Origin of the sequence: Pseudomonas corrugata (assembly GCF_050920615.1) — a bacterium.
Taxonomy (GTDB): Bacteria; Pseudomonadota; Gammaproteobacteria; order Pseudomonadales; family Pseudomonadaceae; genus Aquipseudomonas; species Aquipseudomonas corrugata.
Genome location: NZ_CP130434.1, coordinates 4,462,162 through 4,479,850, shown reverse-complemented (window position 1 = coordinate 4,479,850; position 17,689 = coordinate 4,462,162). Strand labels below are relative to the sequence as shown.

Genomic DNA, 17,689 nt, shown 5'->3' with positions numbered 1-17,689 from the left:
AGCACCATCGTCCTGCCCTCAATCAAAAAAATTAACAACGTTTAACTCACGCATACACCCCCTCAGACCGGACCATGGAGACCTCCATCCCTCTCAAGGAAGTCATGTCATGAGCACCTTCATCACCCGCGACGGCACCGAGATCTACTACAAGGATTGGGGCAGTGGTCAGCCGGTTGTCTTCAGTCATGGCTGGCCGTTGAACTCGGACAGTTGGGAAGCGCAGATGATGTTCCTGGCGTCCAACGGTTACCGGGTGATCGCCCACGACCGCCGTGGGCATGGGCGCTCCAGCCAGCCTTGGGATGGCAATGATATGGACACTTATGCTGATGATCTGGCCGAGCTGATCGAGCGGCTGGACCTGAAGGAGGCCGTGTTGCTCGGTTTCTCGACCGGCGGTGGTGAAGTGACACGCTACATCGGCCGTCATGGCGCCGCTCGTGTCGCCAAGCTCGGGCTGATCTCGGCAGTAACGCCGCTGATGCTCAGGACCCCGGCTAACCCCGGTGGCCTGCCCATCGAAGTGTTCGACGGTTTCCGCCAGGCCTCCCTGGTTGACCGTTCTCAGCTATATAAAGATGTGGCCAGCGCGTTCTTCGGCGCCAACCGTCCGGGCGCCAAGGTGTCCCAAGGCTTGATCGACTGGTTCTGGATGCAAGGCATGCTCGCCGGCCACAAGAACACGTACGACTGCATCAAGGCGTTCTCGGAGACTGATCTTTCCGAAGACCTGCGCAACATTGACGTGCCGACCCTCGTGGTCCATGGCGATGACGACCAGGTGGTCCCCATCGAAACCGCCGGCATCGCAGCCGCCAAACTGCTCAAGCACTCGCAGTTGCTGGTCTACCCCGGCGCGCCTCACGGCCTGACCGATACCCACAAGGATCGCCTGAATGCGGACCTGCTGGCATTCATCCGAGGCTGATCGAGCATAGAACCTGTGGGAGCGAGCCTGCTCGCGATAGCGGTGGGTCAGCTTGTGACGATGTCGGATGTGTCGACGCTTCGCGAGCAGGCTCGCTCCCACAGGATGGTATTCCACAGGATCCTAATCGATGAATCGCAACGACTTACGCCGTCTCGACATGAACCTGCTGGTGATCTTCGAGGCGTTGATGTTCGAGAAGAACCTGACCCGCGTCGCTGAAAAGCTGTTCATGGGCCAGCCTGCCGTGAGCGCGGCGCTGGGGCGGTTGCGGGATCTGTTCGATGATCCGCTGCTGATCCGCCACGGTCGGGGCATGGAGCCGACGCCTCGGGCCATGGCGATCCTGCGTGAGCTGCAGCCGGCCATGGACACGATTTCCGGCGCGGTCAGCCGGGCCAAGGCTTTCGATCCCTCCACCAGTTGCGACGTGTTTCGCATCGGACTGTCGGACGACGCCGAATTCGGCCTGTTTCCGCCGTTGCTGAGCCAACTGCGCGAAGAAGCGCCGGGCATCATCGTGGTGGTGCGCCGGGCCAATTACCTGCTGATGTCGTCGTTGCTGGGCAGCGGGGAAATCAGCGTCGGGGTCAGTTACACCACCGATCTGCCGGCCAACGCCAAGCGCAAGAAACTGCGTGACATTCCCTGCAAGGTCTTGCGCGGCGACAAGCGTCCGGGCCCGCTGACCCTGGACGAGTACTGCGCGCGTCCCCACGCCATGGTGTCGTTCTCGGGGGACCTGAGCGGCAACATCGACCTGGACCTGGCGCGTATTGGCCGGACCCGCAAAGTGGTGTTGGGCGTCCCGCAGTTCAGTGGCTTGCGGGCGTTGTTGGCCGGCACCGAACTGATCGCCACCGTGCCCGACTACGCGGCCTGCGCGCTGGTGGAAGGCTGCGCGTTACGGGCCGAGGATCCACCGTTCGAGATCAACGCGGCCGAGCTGTCGATGGTCTGGAGTGGCGTGCATGACAACGACCCGGCGGAGCGCTGGCTGCGCTCGCGGATTGCCACCCACATGTCCCAATCATTGCCGGACGCCGCCTACGCGGACCCGGACGGAGCACACCGATGAACGTCGACGACGAACGCACGCTGCAGGACTGGGGACTGTTGTTCCTGCGCCTCAGTGGCGCGCTGTTTCTGCTGTGGGTCCACGGTCTGCCGAAGTGGCTGCATTACAGCGACGAGCTGACCCGTATCGAAGACCCGTTTCACCTCGGTGCGAGCCTCACCCTGATGTTGGCGATTTTCGCCGAAGTATTGTGCCCGCTGCTGATCGCAGCCGGTGTCATGGTGCGCCTCGCGTGCCTGCCCATTTTGTTCCTGCTGGCCGTTGCGCTGTGGGTTGTACACCCGCAATGGAGTCTGGAGGAAGGGCAGTTCGGCTGGCTGCTGCTGATCATCTTTACCAGCGTGTTCATCGCCGGGCCGGGTCGCCTGGCGCTGAATGCGCGTTTTACCGGAGTGTTACGCCATGTCTGAATCTCAAGCTGTCGAGTCCGCAATGGGGACTGCCTCACCTGGCTCCGATGAAATCGTGACCCTGATCGTCAAGCACCGGATCAAGGCCGGCCAGGACGCGGCCTATGAGGCCTGGTTGCGACGCATCGTGACCGTGGCCGGCAGTTGGCCGGGACATCTGGGTGTGGATGTGGTACGGGGCAAGCAGGGCGGGTTGTCGCTGTTCACCTGCGTGCTGCGTTTCTGCTCCACCGAGGCCCTGCAGTGCTGGCTCGATTCGCCCCAGCGCCGCGAGCTGGTGGAGGAGGCCGCGCCATTGTTGGCCGACGGTGACCAGACCGAGGTCGCGTCCCACAAGGAGTTCTGGTTTACCCCGCTGGCGGATGCCGCCACACCGCCGCCGCGCTGGAAGCAGGCTGTGGTGACCTTGCTGGTCATTCTGCCGCACACCTTGCTGGTGCCATTGATCTGGGGGCCGGTGCTGCAACTTAACGCATTTCTATCCAACTACGTCGTCGCCACGTTCCTGATCACTCTGACCATCGTGCTCTCGGTCTGCTACGTGTGCATGCCACTGGCGACCCGTCTGTTTGCGCCCTGGATGGAGGCGTCGACAGCGCACGAGCATTTGGAGCCGTAAGCGTTATTGCATTGTGATGACGAGCGCTCTTGTGGCGAGGGGATTTATCCCCGCTGGGCTGCGGAGCGGCCCCCAGAAGAGCGGCTGCTACGCGACCGAGCGGTCGGTGCGACGTTTCGCTAAATCCCCTCGCCACAGCAAGCGCACTCGCCACACATTTATTTTTTGATAGTTGAAGGAGAACCCTATGAACGCCGATCTGATTCTGTTCAATGGCCAGTTCCACACCGTCGACCGGGAAAACCCCCGGGCCAGCGCCGTGGCCATCAGCCAGGGCAAGTTCGTTGCCGTGGGCACCGACGCCGAGGCCATGGCCCTGCGTGGCGGTGGTACCCAGGTCATCGATCTCAAGGGCCGCACCGTCATCCCCGGACTCAATGACTCCCACCTGCACCTGATCCGCGGCGGCCTGAACTACAACCTCGAACTGCGTTGGGAAGGCGTGCCGTCCCTGGCCGATGCCCTGCGCATGCTCAAGGATCAGGCCGACCGTACGCCGACGCCGCAATGGGTACGTGTGGTGGGCGGCTGGAACGAATTCCAGTTCGCCGAAAAACGCATGCCGACCCTGGAAGAACTCAACCAGGCCGCCCCCGATACCCCGGTGTTCGTGTTGCACCTGTATGACCGCGCCTTGCTCAACCGCGCTGCGTTGCGGGTGGCCGGCTACACCCGCGACACGCCGAACCCGCCGGGCGGCGAGATCGTGCGCGACAGCAAGGGCGAACCCACCGGCATGCTGGTGGCGCGTCCCAACGCGATGATCCTCTACTCGACGCTGGCCAAGGGGCCGAAGTTGCCGCTGGAGTATCAAGTCAACTCCACTCGCCAGTTCATGCGTGAACTCAATCGCCTGGGGCTGACAAGCGCCATCGACGCAGGTGGTGGTTTCCAGAATTACCCCGACGATTACGCGGTGATCGAGCAATTGGCCCGGGAAGAACAGTTGACGGTGCGCATCGCCTACAACCTGTTCACCCAGAAGCCCAAGGAAGAACTCAGCGACTTCAAGAACTGGACCGGCAGCGTCAAGTTGCACCAGGGCGATGATTTCCTGCGGCACAACGGCGCCGGTGAAATGCTGGTGTTCTCGGCGGCGGATTTCGAAGACTTCCTCGAGCCGCGTCCGGACCTGCCGCCCGGTATGGAACAGGACCTGGAACCGGTGGTCCGGCACCTGGTGGAGCAACGCTGGCCGTTCCGCCTGCATGCCACCTACGACGAGTCCATCAGCCGCATGCTCGACGTGTTCGAGAAGGTCAACCGCGACATCCCGTTCAACGGCCTGCCATGGTTCTTCGACCACGCCGAAACCATCACCCCGAAGAACATCGAACGGGTCCGCGCACTGGGTGGCGGTATCGCTATCCAGGACCGCATGGCCTTCCAGGGCGAATACTTTGTCGACCGCTACGGCGCCAAGGCCGCCGAAGCGACGCCGCCAATCAAGCGCATGCTGGCCGAAGGCGTGCCGGTGGGTGCAGGCACCGACGCCACCCGGGTGTCGAGCTACAACCCTTGGACCTCGCTGTACTGGATGGTCAGCGGTCGTACGGTCGGTGGCCTGGCGCTGCACGAAGAGGGTCTGCCGCGCTTGACCGCACTGGAGCTGTTCACCCATGGCAGCGCCTGGTTCTCCTCGGAGCAGGGCAAGAAGGGCCAGATCAAGGTCGGTCAACTGGCGGACCTGGCGGCACTGAGCGCCGACTTCTTCAGCGTCGAAGAAGAAGCCATCAAGTGGATCGAGTCCGTGCTGACGGTGGTCGACGGCAAAGTGGTGTACGCCGCCGGCGACTTCGAAAAGCTCGGCCCTGCCAGCGTCCCGGTACTGCCGGACTGGTCACCGGTGGTCAAGGTGCCAGGTCACTGGCGCCCGACCTCGCCGTTGCAGGCCCAGGTTCACCAGTGCAGCGGTCCTTGCACGGTGCATTCCCATAGCCATGAGCGGGCGCGGCTGTCGAACGTTCCGGTCAGCGATTTCCAAGGTTTCTGGGGCGCGTTTGGCTGTTCCTGCTTCGCGTTCTGACTGACATCAACATCCCCCCCTGTGGGAGCGAGCCTGCTCGCGAAGACGTCGGCGCATCCGACACCTTCGCAACAGGCACACCGCTTCGCGAGCAGGCTCGCTCCCACAGGATTTGTAACAACCATGTATAAGGAGTCATCCCATGAGCAATGCCCCTGTCTACAACCGCCTGAACAAAGATGATGCAGTCGTCCTGCTGGTCGATCACCAGACCGGCCTGATCTCCCTGGTCCAGGACTTCTCGCCCAACGAGTTCAAGAACAACGTCCTGGCCCTGGCCGACCTGGCGAAGTTCTTCGGTCTGCCGACCATCCTGACCACCAGCTTCGAGAAAGGCCCTAACGGCCCGCTCGTGCCGGAGCTCAAGGAAATGTTCCCGGACGCGCCGTACATCCCGCGTCCAGGCCAGATCAATGCCTGGGACAACGAAGACTTCGTCAAGGCGATCAAGGCCACCGGCCGCAAGCAACTGATCATCGCTGGCGTGGTGACCGATGTCTGCGTGGCGTTCCCGACCTTGTCGGCGCTGGCCGAAGGTTTTGACGTGTTCGTCGTTACCGATGCCTCGGGTACCTTCAACGAAACCGTGCAACAGGCTTCCTGGGCGCGGATGAGCGCCGCCGGCGCACAATTGATGAACTGGTTCTCGGTGGCTTGCGAGCTGCATCGCGACTGGCGCAACGACATTGAAGGCCTGGGCAACCTGCTGTCCCAGCGCATTCCGAACTACCGCAACCTGATGAACAGCTACGCGGCGCTGACTGCCAAGTAAGCTGAGCGGTTCTAGCTGGACGACGCCCGCCTTGTGCGGGCGTTTTTGTGTCTGATGAGAACCTGTGCCGAGGGGATTTATCCCCTCGCCACAGAAAATCCCCTTGCCACCGGTTTGAATTCAACCTGAATCCCTCTATAACATCCCTCACTGTCCACCTCTGGAGTGACAATGAACCCCTTCGAAGAAATGCGCATTTTTGCCCAGGTCATGGAGTCGGGCAGCTTCACGGCGGCGGCGGACCAGTTGGGGTTGTCCAAGCAATTCGTCAGCCGCAAGCTCATGGAGCTGGAACAGCGGCTGGGGGTTCGTCTGCTCAACCGTTCGACGCGGCGGCTGGATGTCACCCCGTTGGGCCAGCGCTATTACGAGGCCGCCTTGCGCCTGCTCAGTGAAATCGAACAGGTGGAGCAGGGCATCAGCGGCCAGACCAGCGAGCCTCGTGGCACCCTTCGGCTCAGCGCACCGCTGTCTTTTGCCGTGGCACACCTGGGCTGCCTGCTGCCATTGTTCTTGCAGCGTTATCCGCAGGTCAGCGTCGAGGTGGACCTGAGTGATCGCTCGGTGGATTTGCTGGGGGAGGGTTACGACCTGGCGCTACGGATCGGTGTGCTAGAGGATTCGACCTTGATCGCCCGCCGCATCGCGACCATCGACCGGGTCTACTGCGCCAGCCCGTCGTACCTGGCGCAACGCGGCACACCCTTGCGCCCCGAAGACCTGCGCAACCATGATTGCCTGCCCTATGGTCACAGCCGTCAGGTTCAATGGCGTTTTGGAGGAGGGGGTAAACCGCTGGTGTTGGAAGTCGCCGGACGCATGCGCGCCAACAACGGTGATCTGCTCCGGGATGCGGCCATCGCCGGCATGGGCATCACCTATCTCCCCACCTTTATCCTCGGCGATGCGCTGAAGGGCGGACGGCTGATCAAGGTACTGGAAGGTTTTGAAACCGAGCCCCTGGCCCTGTCGGCGGTCTACCCGCAACATCGCCAGAGCGCACGCCCGGTGCAGGCGCTGGTGGAATTTCTACGTGAGCACATGCAATGAATGGCTGAGCTTTCAGCCGCCACCGACGGCTGAAAGCTCGCGCGATACAATCAGGCGGCCATATTGGCGCCGGACAGTTCCTTCTTGTACTGCGCCTTCATGGTTTCCATCTGTTCACCCAAGGCATCCAGCTTGGCTTTGCCCAGCACTTTCTTGGCTTGGGGGAACATCTCTTTTTCTTCTTCTTCGATGTGGTGCTCAAGCAGTTCCTTGACCACTTTCACCCGGCCGGCAAATTCCGGTTGGGAAGGATCGGTGGCCTTCAGGTCCGGCAGCACCAGCGAATCGACCGTGCGATGTTCTTCCTTGGCCTCGTAGTACATTTCGGCCTCGTCCTTGCCCCCCGCTTGCTTGAAGGCCGGATACAGGATCTCTTCTTCCAGCCGGGTATGAATGGTGACTTCCATTTCCAGCTTCGCCAACAGGTCAGTACGTTTCTTGACGCCGCGTTCGGTGGATTCGCTCAGTTGAGCCAGAATACCTTTGACGCGTTCATGGTCAGCTTTCAACAGATCGATGGCGTTCATATACAGCTCCTCGGCAATTCACGGTTACGAGCCGGCTTCAAGCGCCGACGTCGCGTTAACCAAGGACTGCATCGGCCGTGCCAGCCAGGTTGCTTTATTAAATCCTTTTAAAACAACGGATTGAGAGGGATGCCATTTTTATCATCGTGCAGGCTGCATGAAGAGGGGTCAAAGCGCCTTGCACTTTGCGCTGCCTGACCGAGAACCCCTTGTGGGAGCGAGCCTGCTCGCGATAGCGGTCGTTCAGCCAATGATGAAGTCGACTGGCCTGGCCTCATCGCGAGCAGGCTCGCTCCCACAGAGGATTTTGCAGCTCAGTCGTCGAGTAGTTGCCGCACCCGCTCGGCAATCGCCAAGCAAGATGTCAGCCCCGGCGATTCGATGCCGAACAGGTTGATCAGCCCAGGTACCTGGTGGTCAGCGGCGCTACTGAAAAGGAAGTCACGGGCGGGTTCGCCGGGGGCGGAGATTTTCGGGCGGATGCCGCTGTAGGCCGGTTGCAGGCTGTGATCGGGCAGGTCTGGCCAGTAAGTGCGAATCGCCGGGTAGAAGGTCTCGGCGCGCGCCGGATCGACCCGATAATCCTCGTGTTCGACCCACTCGATGTCAGGACCGAAACGGGCCTGGCCTGCCAGGTCCAGGGTCATGTGGATGCCCAGCCCGGCGGCTTCCGGGGCCGGGTAGACCAGATGCCGGAAGGGCGCACGTCCGGCAAGGCTGAAGTAGTTGCCCTTGCACAGATTGTCCTCGGGCACCGTTTGCGCCGGCAGGCCCTCCATGCGACGGGCGAGGGCGGGCGCCTGGAGGCCGGCGGCGTTGATCAGACGGCGACAGGACAGGCTCATCTGGGCCGTGCCACCCAATTCCAGCAGAAACTGCCCGGCGCCGATGCGAACCCCCAGCAACGGCGTGTGGAAGGCCAGGTTCGCACCGGCCGCTTCGGCATCGCCTTGCAGGGCCAGCATCAGTGCATGGGAATCGACAATGCCCGTGGAAGGCGAATACAACGCGGCGGCACACGCCAGCGCCGGCTCCAGGGCCAACGCCTGCTCCTGATCGAGCAGGCGCAGGTCGTCCACGCCGTTCGTCAAGCCGCGTTCCAGCAACGCCTGGAGCCCGGCCACCTGCGCCGGGTCCTTGGCGACGATCAGCTTGCCGAGCTGGCGAGTTGTCACGCCATGGCTTTCGCAATAGGCATATAGCTTGCGCCGACCCTCTACGCACAACTGGGCCTTGAGGCTGCCCGGTGGGTAGTAGATACCGGCATGGATGACTTCGGAGTTACGCGAACTGGTGCCCATGCCGATGGCGCCGCCGGCTTCGATCAACAGCACCTCATGGCCGGCCTGGGCCATCTCCCGGGCCACGGCCAGACCGACGACCCCCGCACCCACCACTACGCACTCGATATCGACGCTCAAGCTCATTGCTCCTTCAGGGCTTTTTGGCGATTCAGGGTAGCCCTGCTTGGGAGGCAGGTGAAGCACGATGTTCCAGTAAAGGGTAATGTTAAAAAGTTGGATTGAAGAAAACTTCACAAGACTGGCAGGGCTCAACATGGCGGACGGCTTGCGCACCTGGACCGTGATCACCACGTTGCTCGGTACACTCGATTTGGGTATCACCTTGTTGATCTGGCCTTTTGACTAAGGAATATCGGTATGCCTCGTTTCGCAGCCAACCTCAGCATGCTCTACCCGCAACACGATTTCCTCGACCGTTTCGCGGCCGCGGCGGCCGATGGTTTCGATGCCGTGGAATACCTGTTCCCTTACGAGTACAGCCCAGGGGTGCTCAAGCAGCGGCTGGATGCCAACGGGCTCGTCCAGGTGCTGTTCAACGCACCGCCTGGGGATTGGGCGGCGGGGGAGCGGGGGCTGGCGACGCTGCCGGGGCGCGAACAGGAGTTTCGCCAAGGTTTCGAACGTGCCTTGGAATATGCCGCAGTGCTCGGCAACTCGAACATTCACGTGATGGCCGGGCTGCTCCCGTCCGAAGCCGAGCGTGCCCGGCACCACGCCGTGTACCTGGAAAACCTCGCCTACGCCACGACCCAGGCGGCGAAGGCTGGGATCACGGTGTTGCTGGAGCCGATCAACACCCGGGACATGCCGGGCTTTTTCCTCAATCGCCAGGATCAGGCCCATGCCATTTGTCGGGAGGTGGGGGCAGACAATCTCAAGGTCCAGTTCGATTGCTACCACTGCCAGATCGTCGAGGGCGACCTGGCGAGCAAACTCCGGCGCGACTTTGGTGGTATCGGGCATATCCAGATCGCCGGCGTGCCGGATCGGCATGAGCCGGACATGGGGGAGGTTTATTATCCGTTCCTGTTCGGATTGCTGGACGAGCTGGGCTATGACGGCTGGGTCGGCTGCGAATACCGTCCCCGTGGCGATACCTCGGCCGGCCTGCAATGGCTGCGGGACTGGAAAGCGCTCTAGGAACTGTGGGAGCGGGCTTGCTCGCGAAAGCGGTGGACCAGCTTGCATCGATGCTATTTGTGCCGCCGTCATCGCGGGCCAGCCCTGCTCCCACAGAGATTTCGGCTGTTCGCAACATTCGCGTTCGCCATCAATACCCCGGTGGGAGCGAGCCTGCTCGCGATAGCGATGGACCGGCTTGCGACGAGGTCAGGCAGGCTGTCCATCCGACAGCAGCAACTCGACGCACTGCTTGCGAATACCGTCGGTCGCCGCCGGTGCCAGCCCGCCGACGCAAGAGTGGTTGGAGTGATCCAACTGCCCGCCGGTATGAATCACCGTCACCTGCGGCGCTTCCATCAGCGCCTGGACCACGCCGAAATCGTTGGTCACCACCGTCATTCCCGACAACGCCTTGATGTAGGGCACGATCTCCAGTGTGCTGGTGCCCGCATCCAGGTACACCGTCATGTCATCCTTCAACAGCCTGGCCGCCAGTTTGGCCATGGCCTGCTTCTGCGGCAGTTCCACCACGGCCTTGGATTGGTGGCTCGGCTCGCTGTGCAGCTGGCTGGCGATACGCACCCCACCCGTCACCGAATAAGCCCGGCCTTCCTGTTCCAGCAGGGCAATGTCGCGACACACGGTCATGTGCGAGCAATCGAAGGTCCAAGTCATCCAACGCGCGATTGGCCAGCAGCGAGCCCAGTTCGATCAGTTGCTGAATGCCAAGTGCCACATGTCGTCTCGAACCTTCGAGTTCAAACGCCAGGTCACTGACCATTGCATTGGCCGAGGCGAGGGTTTCGCTGAGCGTGGTCAACACCGATTCCGTGTTGATACCCGGAACCACTGAAAAGACCTGGCCGTCCTGGGTGTCGGGTTTACTTGGGGTAGATGGGGATAAATGTACACTCAGCGCCCGATCGGCGGCTTCGCGAAGCTTTTTTGTATCGAGAGAGGTGTAGGCGGAAAGGTTTTCAGCCTTTGGGGGATTGGGGTTACCTTGACCATGGTGAAGCTCCTGACTTGGAAGTGGCGCTCATTCCCCTCGTGACCAAACGAGGGTGGTGGGCGGTACGCAGGTTGGTCAACCGGGAAGTCAGGCACCCGGCGCACTCGAAAGTGCCCCGCGCACAGCCCACCGCAAAGCATACCGACAAAAGTGCCGCCATGCTGAGGTTGGCGCGTATGCGCCTGACATTGGACAGGTGACCAAACCTGGTCGCTGAATTTGCAGCGACCCGCAAAGCCTATCTTCGTGCCTTCCGAACCGGCAACCGCCGCGACTCGTCAGAAAATTCCTGTTCAGCAAATTTTTTGTAGGAACACTATGTCCCTGTGGCGAGGGGATTTAGCGAAACGTCGCACCGCCCCGCTGGGGCGCGAAGCGGCCCCCCTACTGCAATCGGTGGGTCAGATCAGTTGAGTGGTCAGCATTGGGGCTGCCATGCAGCCCGGCGGGGCGGTGCGACGTTTCGCCAAATCCCTTGCCACAGGGGGCCGTTTGCACCCAGGGAAACACAGCCATAAAAAAACCCGCATCTCGCGATACGGGTTTTTCACAGCGACGGGGCTCAGGCAATCAGCCTGTCAGGCCCGCCTGCTGGACCAGGGTCAGCAACGGCTGCGGGTACACGCCGAGGAAGAACGCCAGGATGGCGATGGCCAGCAGCATCACGCCGCCAGCTTTCTGCTCCCAGTGCAACTCTGCGTCGTGGCGACGCAGGTTGGGTTCCATCAGGTACAGGGTGACCATGACGCGCAGGTAGTAGAACACGCCGATGGCGCTGCCCAGCACCAGGGAGCCGACCAGCCACCATTGATGAGCCTCGACGCCGGTCGCGACGATATAGAACTTGCCGATGAAGCCGGCGGTCAGCGGGATGCCGGCCAGGGACAGCATCATCACGGTCAGCACGGCGGTCAGGTACGGACGGCGCCAGAACAGGCCGCGGTATTCGTACAGGGCGTCGGCGTCGCGGCCGTTGTACGGCGAGGACATCAGGGTGATCACGCCGAAGGCGCCGAGGCTGGTGATCACGTAGGTGACCAGGTACACGCCGATGGCTTCCACCGCCAGGCCTTTGCTGGCGATCAGGGCGATCAGCAGGTAACCGAAGTGGGCGATGGATGAGTAACCCAGCAGACGCTTGAGGTTGCTCTGGGTCAGCGCCAGCAGGTTACCGAACAGGATCGACACGATGGCGATGATGGTCAGCACGTTGCTCAGCACGCCACTGCTGGCCACTGGCGAGATCTGGAACAGACGCACCATCACCGCGAACACCGCCACTTTCGAAGCGGTGGCCAGGAACGCTGCCACCGGCGCCGGGGCGCCTTCGTAGACGTCCGGGGTCCACAGGTGGAACGGCACCAGCGACAGCTTGAACGCCAGGCCGATCAGCATCATGCCCAGGCCCAGTTGCGCGATCGGGCTAGGCAGGCCGGTGGCCGCCAGGGCCTGGCCGATACCGACGAAGCTCAGGGTACCGGCTTCCGCGTAGAGCAGCGCCATGCCGAACAACAGGAACGCTGAACCGGCTGCCGACAGCACCATGTACTTGATGCCGGCTTCCAGGGAGCGCTTGTTGAAGAAGGCGTAGGCCACCAGGCCGTAGACCGGCACCGACAGCAGTTCCAGGCCGATGAACAGGCTGGCCAGGTGCTGCGCGCTGACCAGGACCAGGCCACCGGCGGCGGCCATCAGGATCAGCAGGTACAGTTCTTCACGGTTGCCCGGGTAACCCGAACCGCCATCGCCCAGGTAGGCGTGGGCGAGGGTGACGCAGGCCAGGGTGGCGACCAGGATCAACGCCATGTACAGGCAGGCGAAGCTGTCGATCTGCAGCAACGGCGTGACCGCCAGTGGCGCGACTTTCAGGGCCGGCAGGATCGACAGCAAGGCCAGGTTCAGCCCCGCCACCGACAGCAGGAAGGTCTGTGAGTGATTGCGCCGCCAGGCGATCGCCAGCATCACCACGATGATCGTGGCGCTGGTGATCAGCAGCGGTGCAAGCGCGATAAAGTGTTGAATCGTGAATTCCATAGCGCTCTTACCGGGCCGAAGCGAGTTGAGAGAAGGCGGTGCCGAGCCACTGCTGCACGCCATGCATGGTGGCGGCAGACGTGTCGAGGAACGGCTGCGGGTAGACGCCGAGGTAGACCAGCAGCATCGCCAGGCCCAGCACCATGATCAGTTCGCGACCGTCCATGCCGCGCAGCACTTCGTCCGACTTCGACGGGCCGAAGTAGGCGCGGTGGATCATGATCAGCGAATAGACCGAACCGAACACCAGGCCGGAGGTGGCGATGGCGATGATCCACGGCGCGCTGACGAAGGTACCGATCAGGATCAGGAACTCGCCGACGAAGTTGCCGGTTCCCGGCAGGCCCAGGGAGGCGGCCGCGAAGAACAGGCTGATGGCCGGCAGGTAGGCGATGCGCGACCACAGGCCACCCATCTCACGCATGTCCCGGGTGTGCAGGCGCTCATACAACTGGCCGCTGAGGATAAACAGCGCTGCCGCCGACAGGCCGTGGGCGAGCATCTGGATCACCGCGCCTTGCAGGGCGAGCTGGCTGCCGGAGTAGATCCCGATCAGCACGAAGCCCATGTGCGAGACGCTGGAGAAGGCGATCAGGCGCTTGATGTCGGTCTGGGCGAACGCCAGGAACGCACCGTAGAAGATCCCGATCAGGCCCAGGGTCATCGCAATCGGCGCGAACTCGGCCGAGGCGTTGGGGAATAGCGGCAGGGCGAAACGCAGCAGGCCGTAGGCCGCTGTCTTCAGCAGGATACCGGCCAGGTCCACGGAACCTGCGGTCGGCGCCTGGGCGTGGGCATCCGGCAGCCAGGAGTGGAACGGCACCACCGGCAGCTTCACCGCGAAAGCGATGAAGAAGCCCAGCATCAGCACGTACTCGGTGCTGCGCGACATCTGCACTTTCAACAGGTCGGCGTAGTTGAAGGTAATCACGCCGGTGTTGTTGAAGTTGACCAGAACCAGGCCAAGGATCGCCACCAACATGATCAGGCCGGACGCCTGGGTGAAGATGAAGAACTTGGTCGCCGCGTAGATCCGGGTCTTCTTGCCGTCCGAAGAGCTGTGACCCCAGAGCGCGATGAGGAAGTACATCGGCACCAGCATCATTTCCCAGAAGAAGAAGAACATGAACAGGTCCAGCGCCAGGAACACGCCGACGACACCGCCCAGGATCCACATCAGGTTCAGGTGGAAGAAGCCGACATGACGCTGGATCTCTTTCCAGGAGCAGAGTACCGAGAGGATACCCAGCAGGCCGGTCAGCAGGATCATCAGCAGCGACAGGCCGTCGAGGGCCAGGTGCACGCTGATGCCGAAGCGTTCGATCCAGAGGTGCTTGAATTCAAGCGCCCAGGTCGGGTTGGCACCAGGGGCCGGGGCGAATGAATAGTCACCGGTCGCCCACAGCCAGAGGCCGAGCGCGAGTTCCAGGGACATGGTCAGCAGCGCAATCCAGCGCGGGAGCGTGGAGCTGGAGCGCTCCGCGATCCAGCACAGCAGGCCGCCGATGAAGGGGATCAGGATTAGCCAGGGCAGAATCATGACGGGCTCGTTTCCTTTCGCAAGTTCGCAAGGTTCATATCAGACCGCTACCAGCACGATGGCGCCGATAACCAGCACGGCGCCAGCCGCCATGGAAGCCGCATACCAACGCAGTTGACCGGTCTCGGTACGGCTCAGGGCAGTGTGGCCGCCCTTGGCCATGCGCGGGATCAGGCCAATGGTCTGGTCGAGCGGGTCTTTGCGCAGAATGTGGCTGATCGCAAGGTATGGCTTGACGAACAGTTTGTCGTAGATCCAGTCGAAGCCCCAGGCAGCGAACCACCAGGCCGAAAGGACACGGCCGAGGCCGCTGTTGGCGATGGCCGTGACGAAGCGACGCTTGCCCAGGAACAGCAGGGCGGACAGCAGGATACCCGCCAGGGCGATGGCGCCGGAGGCGATTTCCAGGCTGTGCTTGGCTTCGCCGCCGGCATGGCCGACGCTTTCCGGCAGCACACCGTGCAGCGGCGGGGTGATCATGGCGCCGACGAAGGTCGACAGCACGATCAGCACCGACAGCGGCAGCCAATGGGCAATCCCGTGGCCGGCGTGGGCTTCGGTCTTGGCTTCACCATGGAACGCGATGAAAATCAGGCGGAAGGTGTACAGCGAGGTCATGAACGCACCCACCAGGCCGGCATAGAGCAGGCCCTGGTTACCGCTGGCGAACGCTTCCCAGAGGATCTCGTCCTTGGAGTAGAAACCGGCGGTCACCAGTGGCAGGGCCGCCAGGGCCGCGCCGCCGACGATGAAGCTTGAGTAGGCCAACGGCAGTTTCTTCCACAGGCCGCCCATCTTGAAGATGTTCTGCTCGTGGTGGCAGGCAACGATCACCGCACCGGAAGCAAGGAACAGCAGGGCCTTGAAGAAGGCGTGGGTCATCAGGTGGAAGATCGCGCCTTCCCAGGCACCGACGCCCAGGGCCAGGAACATGTAGCCGATCTGGCTCATGGTCGAGTAGGCGAGGATCCGCTTGATGTCGGTCTGTACCAGGGCGGCAAAGCCGGCCAGTACCAGGGTCACGCCACCGACGATGCCCACCAGGTGGAGGATGTCCGGCGCCAGAGCGAACAGGCCATGGGTACGGGCGATCAGGTAGACGCCCGCGGTCACCATGGTGGCAGCGTGGATCAGAGCCGATACCGGGGTAGGGCCGGCCATCGCGTCCGCCAACCAGGTCTGCAGCGGCAGTTGCGCGGATTTACCGACGGCGCCGCCCAGCAGCATCAGGGTCGCCAGGACGATCCAGAAGTCGCCGACCTTGAAGTGCTCGGGTGCCTTGACCAGCAGTTCCTGGATGTTCAGCGTGCCCAGTTGCTGGAACAGGATGAACAGGCCGATGGCCATGAACACGTCGCCGATGCGGGTGACGATGAACGCCTTGAGTGCCGCGTTGCCGTTGTTGCGGTTGCTGTAGTAGAAACCGATCAACAGGTACGAGCACAGGCCCACGCCTTCCCAGCCGAAGTACAGGAACAACAGGTTATCGCCGAGCACCAGGAACAGCATGCTGGCGATGAACAGGTTGGTGTAGGCGAAGAAACGCGAGTAACCGGCTTCACCACGCATGTACCAGGACGCGAACAGGTGGATCAGGAAACCCACGCCGACCACGACGCCCAGCATGGTGATCGACAGGCCGTCGATGTACAGGGCGAAGTTCGGCGTGAAGCCTTCCACCGCCATCCATTGCCACAGCACCAGGGTGTAGTGACCACCTTCGGGCGGTGCGACGTTGAATTGCCAGATCACGTAGGCGGCGACGATCGCCGACAGGCCGATGGAGCCGACACCGATCAGGGCCGAAAGATTTTCCGAGAGACGTCCACGGGAGAACGCCAGCAGCAGGAAGCCGATCAGGGGAAATACGAAAGTCAGAAAGATCATGTTCATCCGTGCATCTCACTGGCAGCGTCGATATCGAGCGTGTGGAAGCGGCGATACAGCTGCAACAGGATCGCCAGGCCGATACTGGCCTCGGCGGCTGCCAGGCTGATCACCAGGATGAACATGATCTGTCCATCGGGCTGCGCCCAGCGAGCGCCCGCGACGATGAAGGCCAGGGCGGCGGCATTCATCATGACCTCCAGGCTCATCAGCACGAACAGAATGTTGCGGCGGACCATCAGGCCGACCAGACCGAGACAGAACAGGATGCCGGCAACCGCCAGACCGTGTTCGAGAGGGATAGCAGGCATGTGATTACTCCTTCGCCTCGTTACGGCCCAAATGGAACGCCGTGACGGCTGCGGCAAGCAGCAGCATCGAGGCGAGTTCGACCACCAGCAGGTACGGACCGAACAGGCTGATGCCCACGGTCTTGGCGCCTACGGTGGTATGACCGATGGCCTGGCCGCTCTGGTGAGCGAACAGCACATACAGCAGTTCACCCAGCAACAGGGCGGCGAGAATCACCGGCCCCGCCCAGATGCCGGGCTTGAGCCAGTTGCGCTCCTGCTGGACCGAGGCCGGGCCGAGGTTCAGCATCATCACCACGAACACGAACAGCACCATGATGGCGCCGGCGTAGGCGATCACTTCCAGGGCGCCGGCGAACGGCGCGCCGAGAGCGAAGAAGGTCATGGCCACGGCGATGAGCGAAATGATCAGGTAGAGCAGGGCATGTATGGGGTTGGTGTTGGTGACCACACGAAGCGTGGACACCACCGCGATACCCGATGCGAAATAGAAAGCGAATTCCATCTTTCTTCCTTAAGGCAGCAAGCTCTTCACGTTGATCGGTTCGGCTTCGTTCTGCGCGGCGCCTTTCGGCTTACCGGCAATGGCCATACCTGCAACACGATAGAAGTTGTAATCAGGGTTTTTACCGGGACCGGAAATCAGCAGATCTTCTTTCTCGTACACCAGGTCCTGACGTTTGAAATCCGCCATTTCGAAATCCGGCGTGAGCTGGATCGCGGTGGTCGGGCATGCTTCCTCGCAGAGGCCGCAGAAAATGCAGCGCGAGAAGTTGATGCGGAAGAAGTCCGGGTACCAGCGACCGTCTTCGGTTTCAGCTTTCTGCAGCGAGATGCAACCCACCGGGCAGGCCACGGCGCACAGGTTGCACGCCACGCAGCGCTCCTCGCCGTCGGGGTCGCGGGTCAGGACGATGCGGCCGCGGTAACGCGGTGCCAGGTAGACCGGCTCTTCCGGGTATTGCAGGGTGTCGCGCTTGCGAAAGCCATGGCCGAAGATCATGACCAGGCTTCGCAGTTGGGTACCGGTACCCTTAACGATGTCGCCAATATATTTGAACATGGG

General features: G+C 62.1%; 16 protein-coding genes and 2 pseudogenes. 8 read left to right on the top strand and 10 right to left on the bottom strand.

Going from position 1 to position 17,689, the window contains the following annotated elements; genetic code table 11:
- Positions 1–109: 109 nt before the first annotated feature.
- The 7 genes from QZH45_RS19575 to QZH45_RS19545 all read left to right on the top strand — a co-directional run bounded on the left by QZH45_RS19575 (position 110) and on the right by QZH45_RS19545 (position 6,886).
- Positions 110–931 (top strand): alpha/beta fold hydrolase, encoded by an 822-nt coding sequence (locus QZH45_RS19575; RefSeq protein WP_024779335.1) that lies wholly within the window; start codon positions 110–112, stop codon positions 929–931.
- 130 nt (positions 932–1,061) lie between these two features.
- Positions 1,062–2,009 carry a LysR substrate-binding domain-containing protein gene (locus QZH45_RS19570; protein WP_024779334.1) on the top strand — a complete coding sequence of 316 codons (948 nt, stop codon included), beginning with the start codon at positions 1,062–1,064 and terminating at the stop codon, positions 2,007–2,009.
- Complete coding sequence (locus tag QZH45_RS19565) at positions 2,006–2,419, top strand: DoxX family protein (RefSeq protein ID WP_024779333.1); 414 nt, start codon at positions 2,006–2,008, stop codon at positions 2,417–2,419. Before QZH45_RS19570 ends, QZH45_RS19565 begins: the two co-directional genes overlap by 4 nt.
- Positions 2,412–3,038 (top strand): antibiotic biosynthesis monooxygenase, encoded by a 627-nt coding sequence (locus QZH45_RS19560; protein ID WP_024779332.1) that lies wholly within the window; start codon positions 2,412–2,414, stop codon positions 3,036–3,038. The genes QZH45_RS19565 and QZH45_RS19560 overlap by 8 nt, the downstream gene beginning before the upstream one ends.
- A 187-nt stretch (positions 3,039–3,225) precedes the next feature.
- A complete protein-coding gene (locus QZH45_RS19555) occupies positions 3,226–5,064 on the top strand; it encodes an amidohydrolase (RefSeq protein WP_024779331.1) in 1,839 nt (612 codons plus the stop codon).
- A gap of 142 nt (positions 5,065–5,206) precedes the next feature.
- Positions 5,207–5,836 carry an isochorismate family cysteine hydrolase YcaC gene (gene ycaC, locus QZH45_RS19550; protein ID WP_024779330.1) on the top strand — a complete coding sequence of 210 codons (630 nt, stop codon included), beginning with the start codon at positions 5,207–5,209 and terminating at the stop codon, positions 5,834–5,836.
- Between the two features lie 171 nt (positions 5,837–6,007).
- Positions 6,008–6,886 (top strand): LysR family transcriptional regulator, encoded by an 879-nt coding sequence (locus tag QZH45_RS19545; protein WP_055135449.1) that lies wholly within the window; start codon positions 6,008–6,010, stop codon positions 6,884–6,886.
- Between the two features lie 50 nt (positions 6,887–6,936).
- Here QZH45_RS19545 and QZH45_RS19540 read toward each other — a convergent pair whose 3' ends face one another.
- Together QZH45_RS19540 and QZH45_RS19535 are read right to left on the bottom strand one after the other, a co-directional pair.
- Positions 6,937–7,413: a hemerythrin domain-containing protein gene (locus tag QZH45_RS19540; protein ID WP_024779328.1), complete on the bottom strand. Its 477-nt coding sequence runs from the start codon at positions 7,411–7,413 to the stop codon at positions 6,937–6,939.
- A gap of 314 nt (positions 7,414–7,727) precedes the next feature.
- Positions 7,728–8,834 carry an NAD(P)/FAD-dependent oxidoreductase gene (locus QZH45_RS19535; protein ID WP_055135451.1) on the bottom strand — a complete coding sequence of 369 codons (1,107 nt, stop codon included), beginning with the start codon at positions 8,832–8,834 and terminating at the stop codon, positions 7,728–7,730.
- A gap of 240 nt (positions 8,835–9,074) precedes the next feature.
- Between QZH45_RS19535 and otnI the strand changes: the two genes are divergently transcribed.
- Positions 9,075–9,857, top strand: coding sequence for a 2-oxo-tetronate isomerase (otnI, locus tag QZH45_RS19530; protein WP_055135448.1), 783 nt, complete (start codon positions 9,075–9,077; stop codon positions 9,855–9,857).
- A 252-nt stretch (positions 9,858–10,109) separates the two neighbouring features.
- Here the strand turns inward: otnI and QZH45_RS19525 are convergent.
- The 8 genes and pseudogenes from QZH45_RS19525 to nuoI all read right to left on the bottom strand — a co-directional run.
- Positions 10,110–10,502, bottom strand: a pseudogene (locus QZH45_RS19525) (DeoR/GlpR family DNA-binding transcription regulator); the annotation flags it as partial.
- A 1-nt stretch (position 10,503) separates the two neighbouring features.
- Positions 10,504–10,836: pseudogene (locus QZH45_RS19520) on the bottom strand (DUF6124 family protein); the annotation flags it as partial.
- 585 nt (positions 10,837–11,421) lie between these two features.
- Positions 11,422–12,885 (bottom strand): NADH-quinone oxidoreductase subunit NuoN, encoded by a 1,464-nt coding sequence (gene nuoN, locus QZH45_RS19515; protein WP_024779325.1) that lies wholly within the window; start codon positions 12,883–12,885, stop codon positions 11,422–11,424.
- A 7-nt stretch (positions 12,886–12,892) separates the two neighbouring features.
- On the bottom strand, positions 12,893–14,425 hold the full coding sequence (gene nuoM, locus QZH45_RS19510; protein ID WP_024779324.1) for an NADH-quinone oxidoreductase subunit M: 1,533 nt from the start codon (positions 14,423–14,425) through the stop codon (positions 12,893–12,895).
- Between the two features lie 39 nt (positions 14,426–14,464).
- Positions 14,465–16,318 carry an NADH-quinone oxidoreductase subunit L gene (gene nuoL / locus QZH45_RS19505; RefSeq protein ID WP_055135447.1) on the bottom strand — a complete coding sequence of 618 codons (1,854 nt, stop codon included), beginning with the start codon at positions 16,316–16,318 and terminating at the stop codon, positions 14,465–14,467.
- The gene (gene nuoK, locus QZH45_RS19500; protein WP_024779322.1) at positions 16,315–16,623 is read right to left on the bottom strand and encodes an NADH-quinone oxidoreductase subunit NuoK; all 309 of its coding nucleotides are present in this window, start codon (positions 16,621–16,623) and stop codon (positions 16,315–16,317) included. Before nuoK ends, nuoL begins: the two co-directional genes overlap by 4 nt.
- 4 nt (positions 16,624–16,627) lie before the next feature.
- Positions 16,628–17,128 carry an NADH-quinone oxidoreductase subunit J gene (gene nuoJ / locus QZH45_RS19495; protein WP_024779321.1) on the bottom strand — a complete coding sequence of 167 codons (501 nt, stop codon included), beginning with the start codon at positions 17,126–17,128 and terminating at the stop codon, positions 16,628–16,630.
- A gap of 9 nt (positions 17,129–17,137) precedes the next feature.
- Positions 17,138–17,686, bottom strand: coding sequence for an NADH-quinone oxidoreductase subunit NuoI (gene nuoI / locus QZH45_RS19490; protein ID WP_024779320.1), 549 nt, complete (start codon positions 17,684–17,686; stop codon positions 17,138–17,140).
- Positions 17,687–17,689: the final 3 nt, after the last annotated feature.

Bases quoted from the DNA above. Each gene is read 5' to 3' on its own strand.
- QZH45_RS19575 (WP_024779335.1), top strand. From the start codon at position 110: ATGAGCACCTTCATCACCCGCGACGGCACCGAGATCTACTACAAGGAT.
- QZH45_RS19570 (WP_024779334.1), top strand. From the start codon at position 1,062: ATGAATCGCAACGACTTACGCCGTCTCGACATGAACCTGCTGGTGATC.
- QZH45_RS19565 (WP_024779333.1), top strand. From the start codon at position 2,006: ATGAACGTCGACGACGAACGCACGCTGCAGGACTGGGGACTGTTGTTC.
- QZH45_RS19560 (WP_024779332.1), top strand. From the start codon at position 2,412: ATGTCTGAATCTCAAGCTGTCGAGTCCGCAATGGGGACTGCCTCACCT.
- QZH45_RS19555 (WP_024779331.1), top strand. From the start codon at position 3,226: ATGAACGCCGATCTGATTCTGTTCAATGGCCAGTTCCACACCGTCGAC.
- ycaC (WP_024779330.1), top strand. From the start codon at position 5,207: ATGAGCAATGCCCCTGTCTACAACCGCCTGAACAAAGATGATGCAGTC.
- QZH45_RS19545 (WP_055135449.1), top strand. From the start codon at position 6,008: ATGAACCCCTTCGAAGAAATGCGCATTTTTGCCCAGGTCATGGAGTCG.
- QZH45_RS19540 (WP_024779328.1), bottom strand. From the start codon at position 7,413: ATGAACGCCATCGATCTGTTGAAAGCTGACCATGAACGCGTCAAAGGT.
- otnI (WP_055135448.1), top strand. From the start codon at position 9,075: ATGCCTCGTTTCGCAGCCAACCTCAGCATGCTCTACCCGCAACACGAT.
- nuoN (WP_024779325.1), bottom strand. From the start codon at position 12,885: ATGGAATTCACGATTCAACACTTTATCGCGCTTGCACCGCTGCTGATC.
- nuoM (WP_024779324.1), bottom strand. From the start codon at position 14,425: ATGATTCTGCCCTGGCTAATCCTGATCCCCTTCATCGGCGGCCTGCTG.
- nuoL (WP_055135447.1), bottom strand. From the start codon at position 16,318: ATGAACATGATCTTTCTGACTTTCGTATTTCCCCTGATCGGCTTCCTG.
- nuoK (WP_024779322.1), bottom strand. From the start codon at position 16,623: ATGCCTGCTATCCCTCTCGAACACGGTCTGGCGGTTGCCGGCATCCTG.
- nuoJ (WP_024779321.1), bottom strand. From the start codon at position 17,128: ATGGAATTCGCTTTCTATTTCGCATCGGGTATCGCGGTGGTGTCCACG.
- nuoI (WP_024779320.1), bottom strand. From the start codon at position 17,686: ATGTTCAAATATATTGGCGACATCGTTAAGGGTACCGGTACCCAACTG.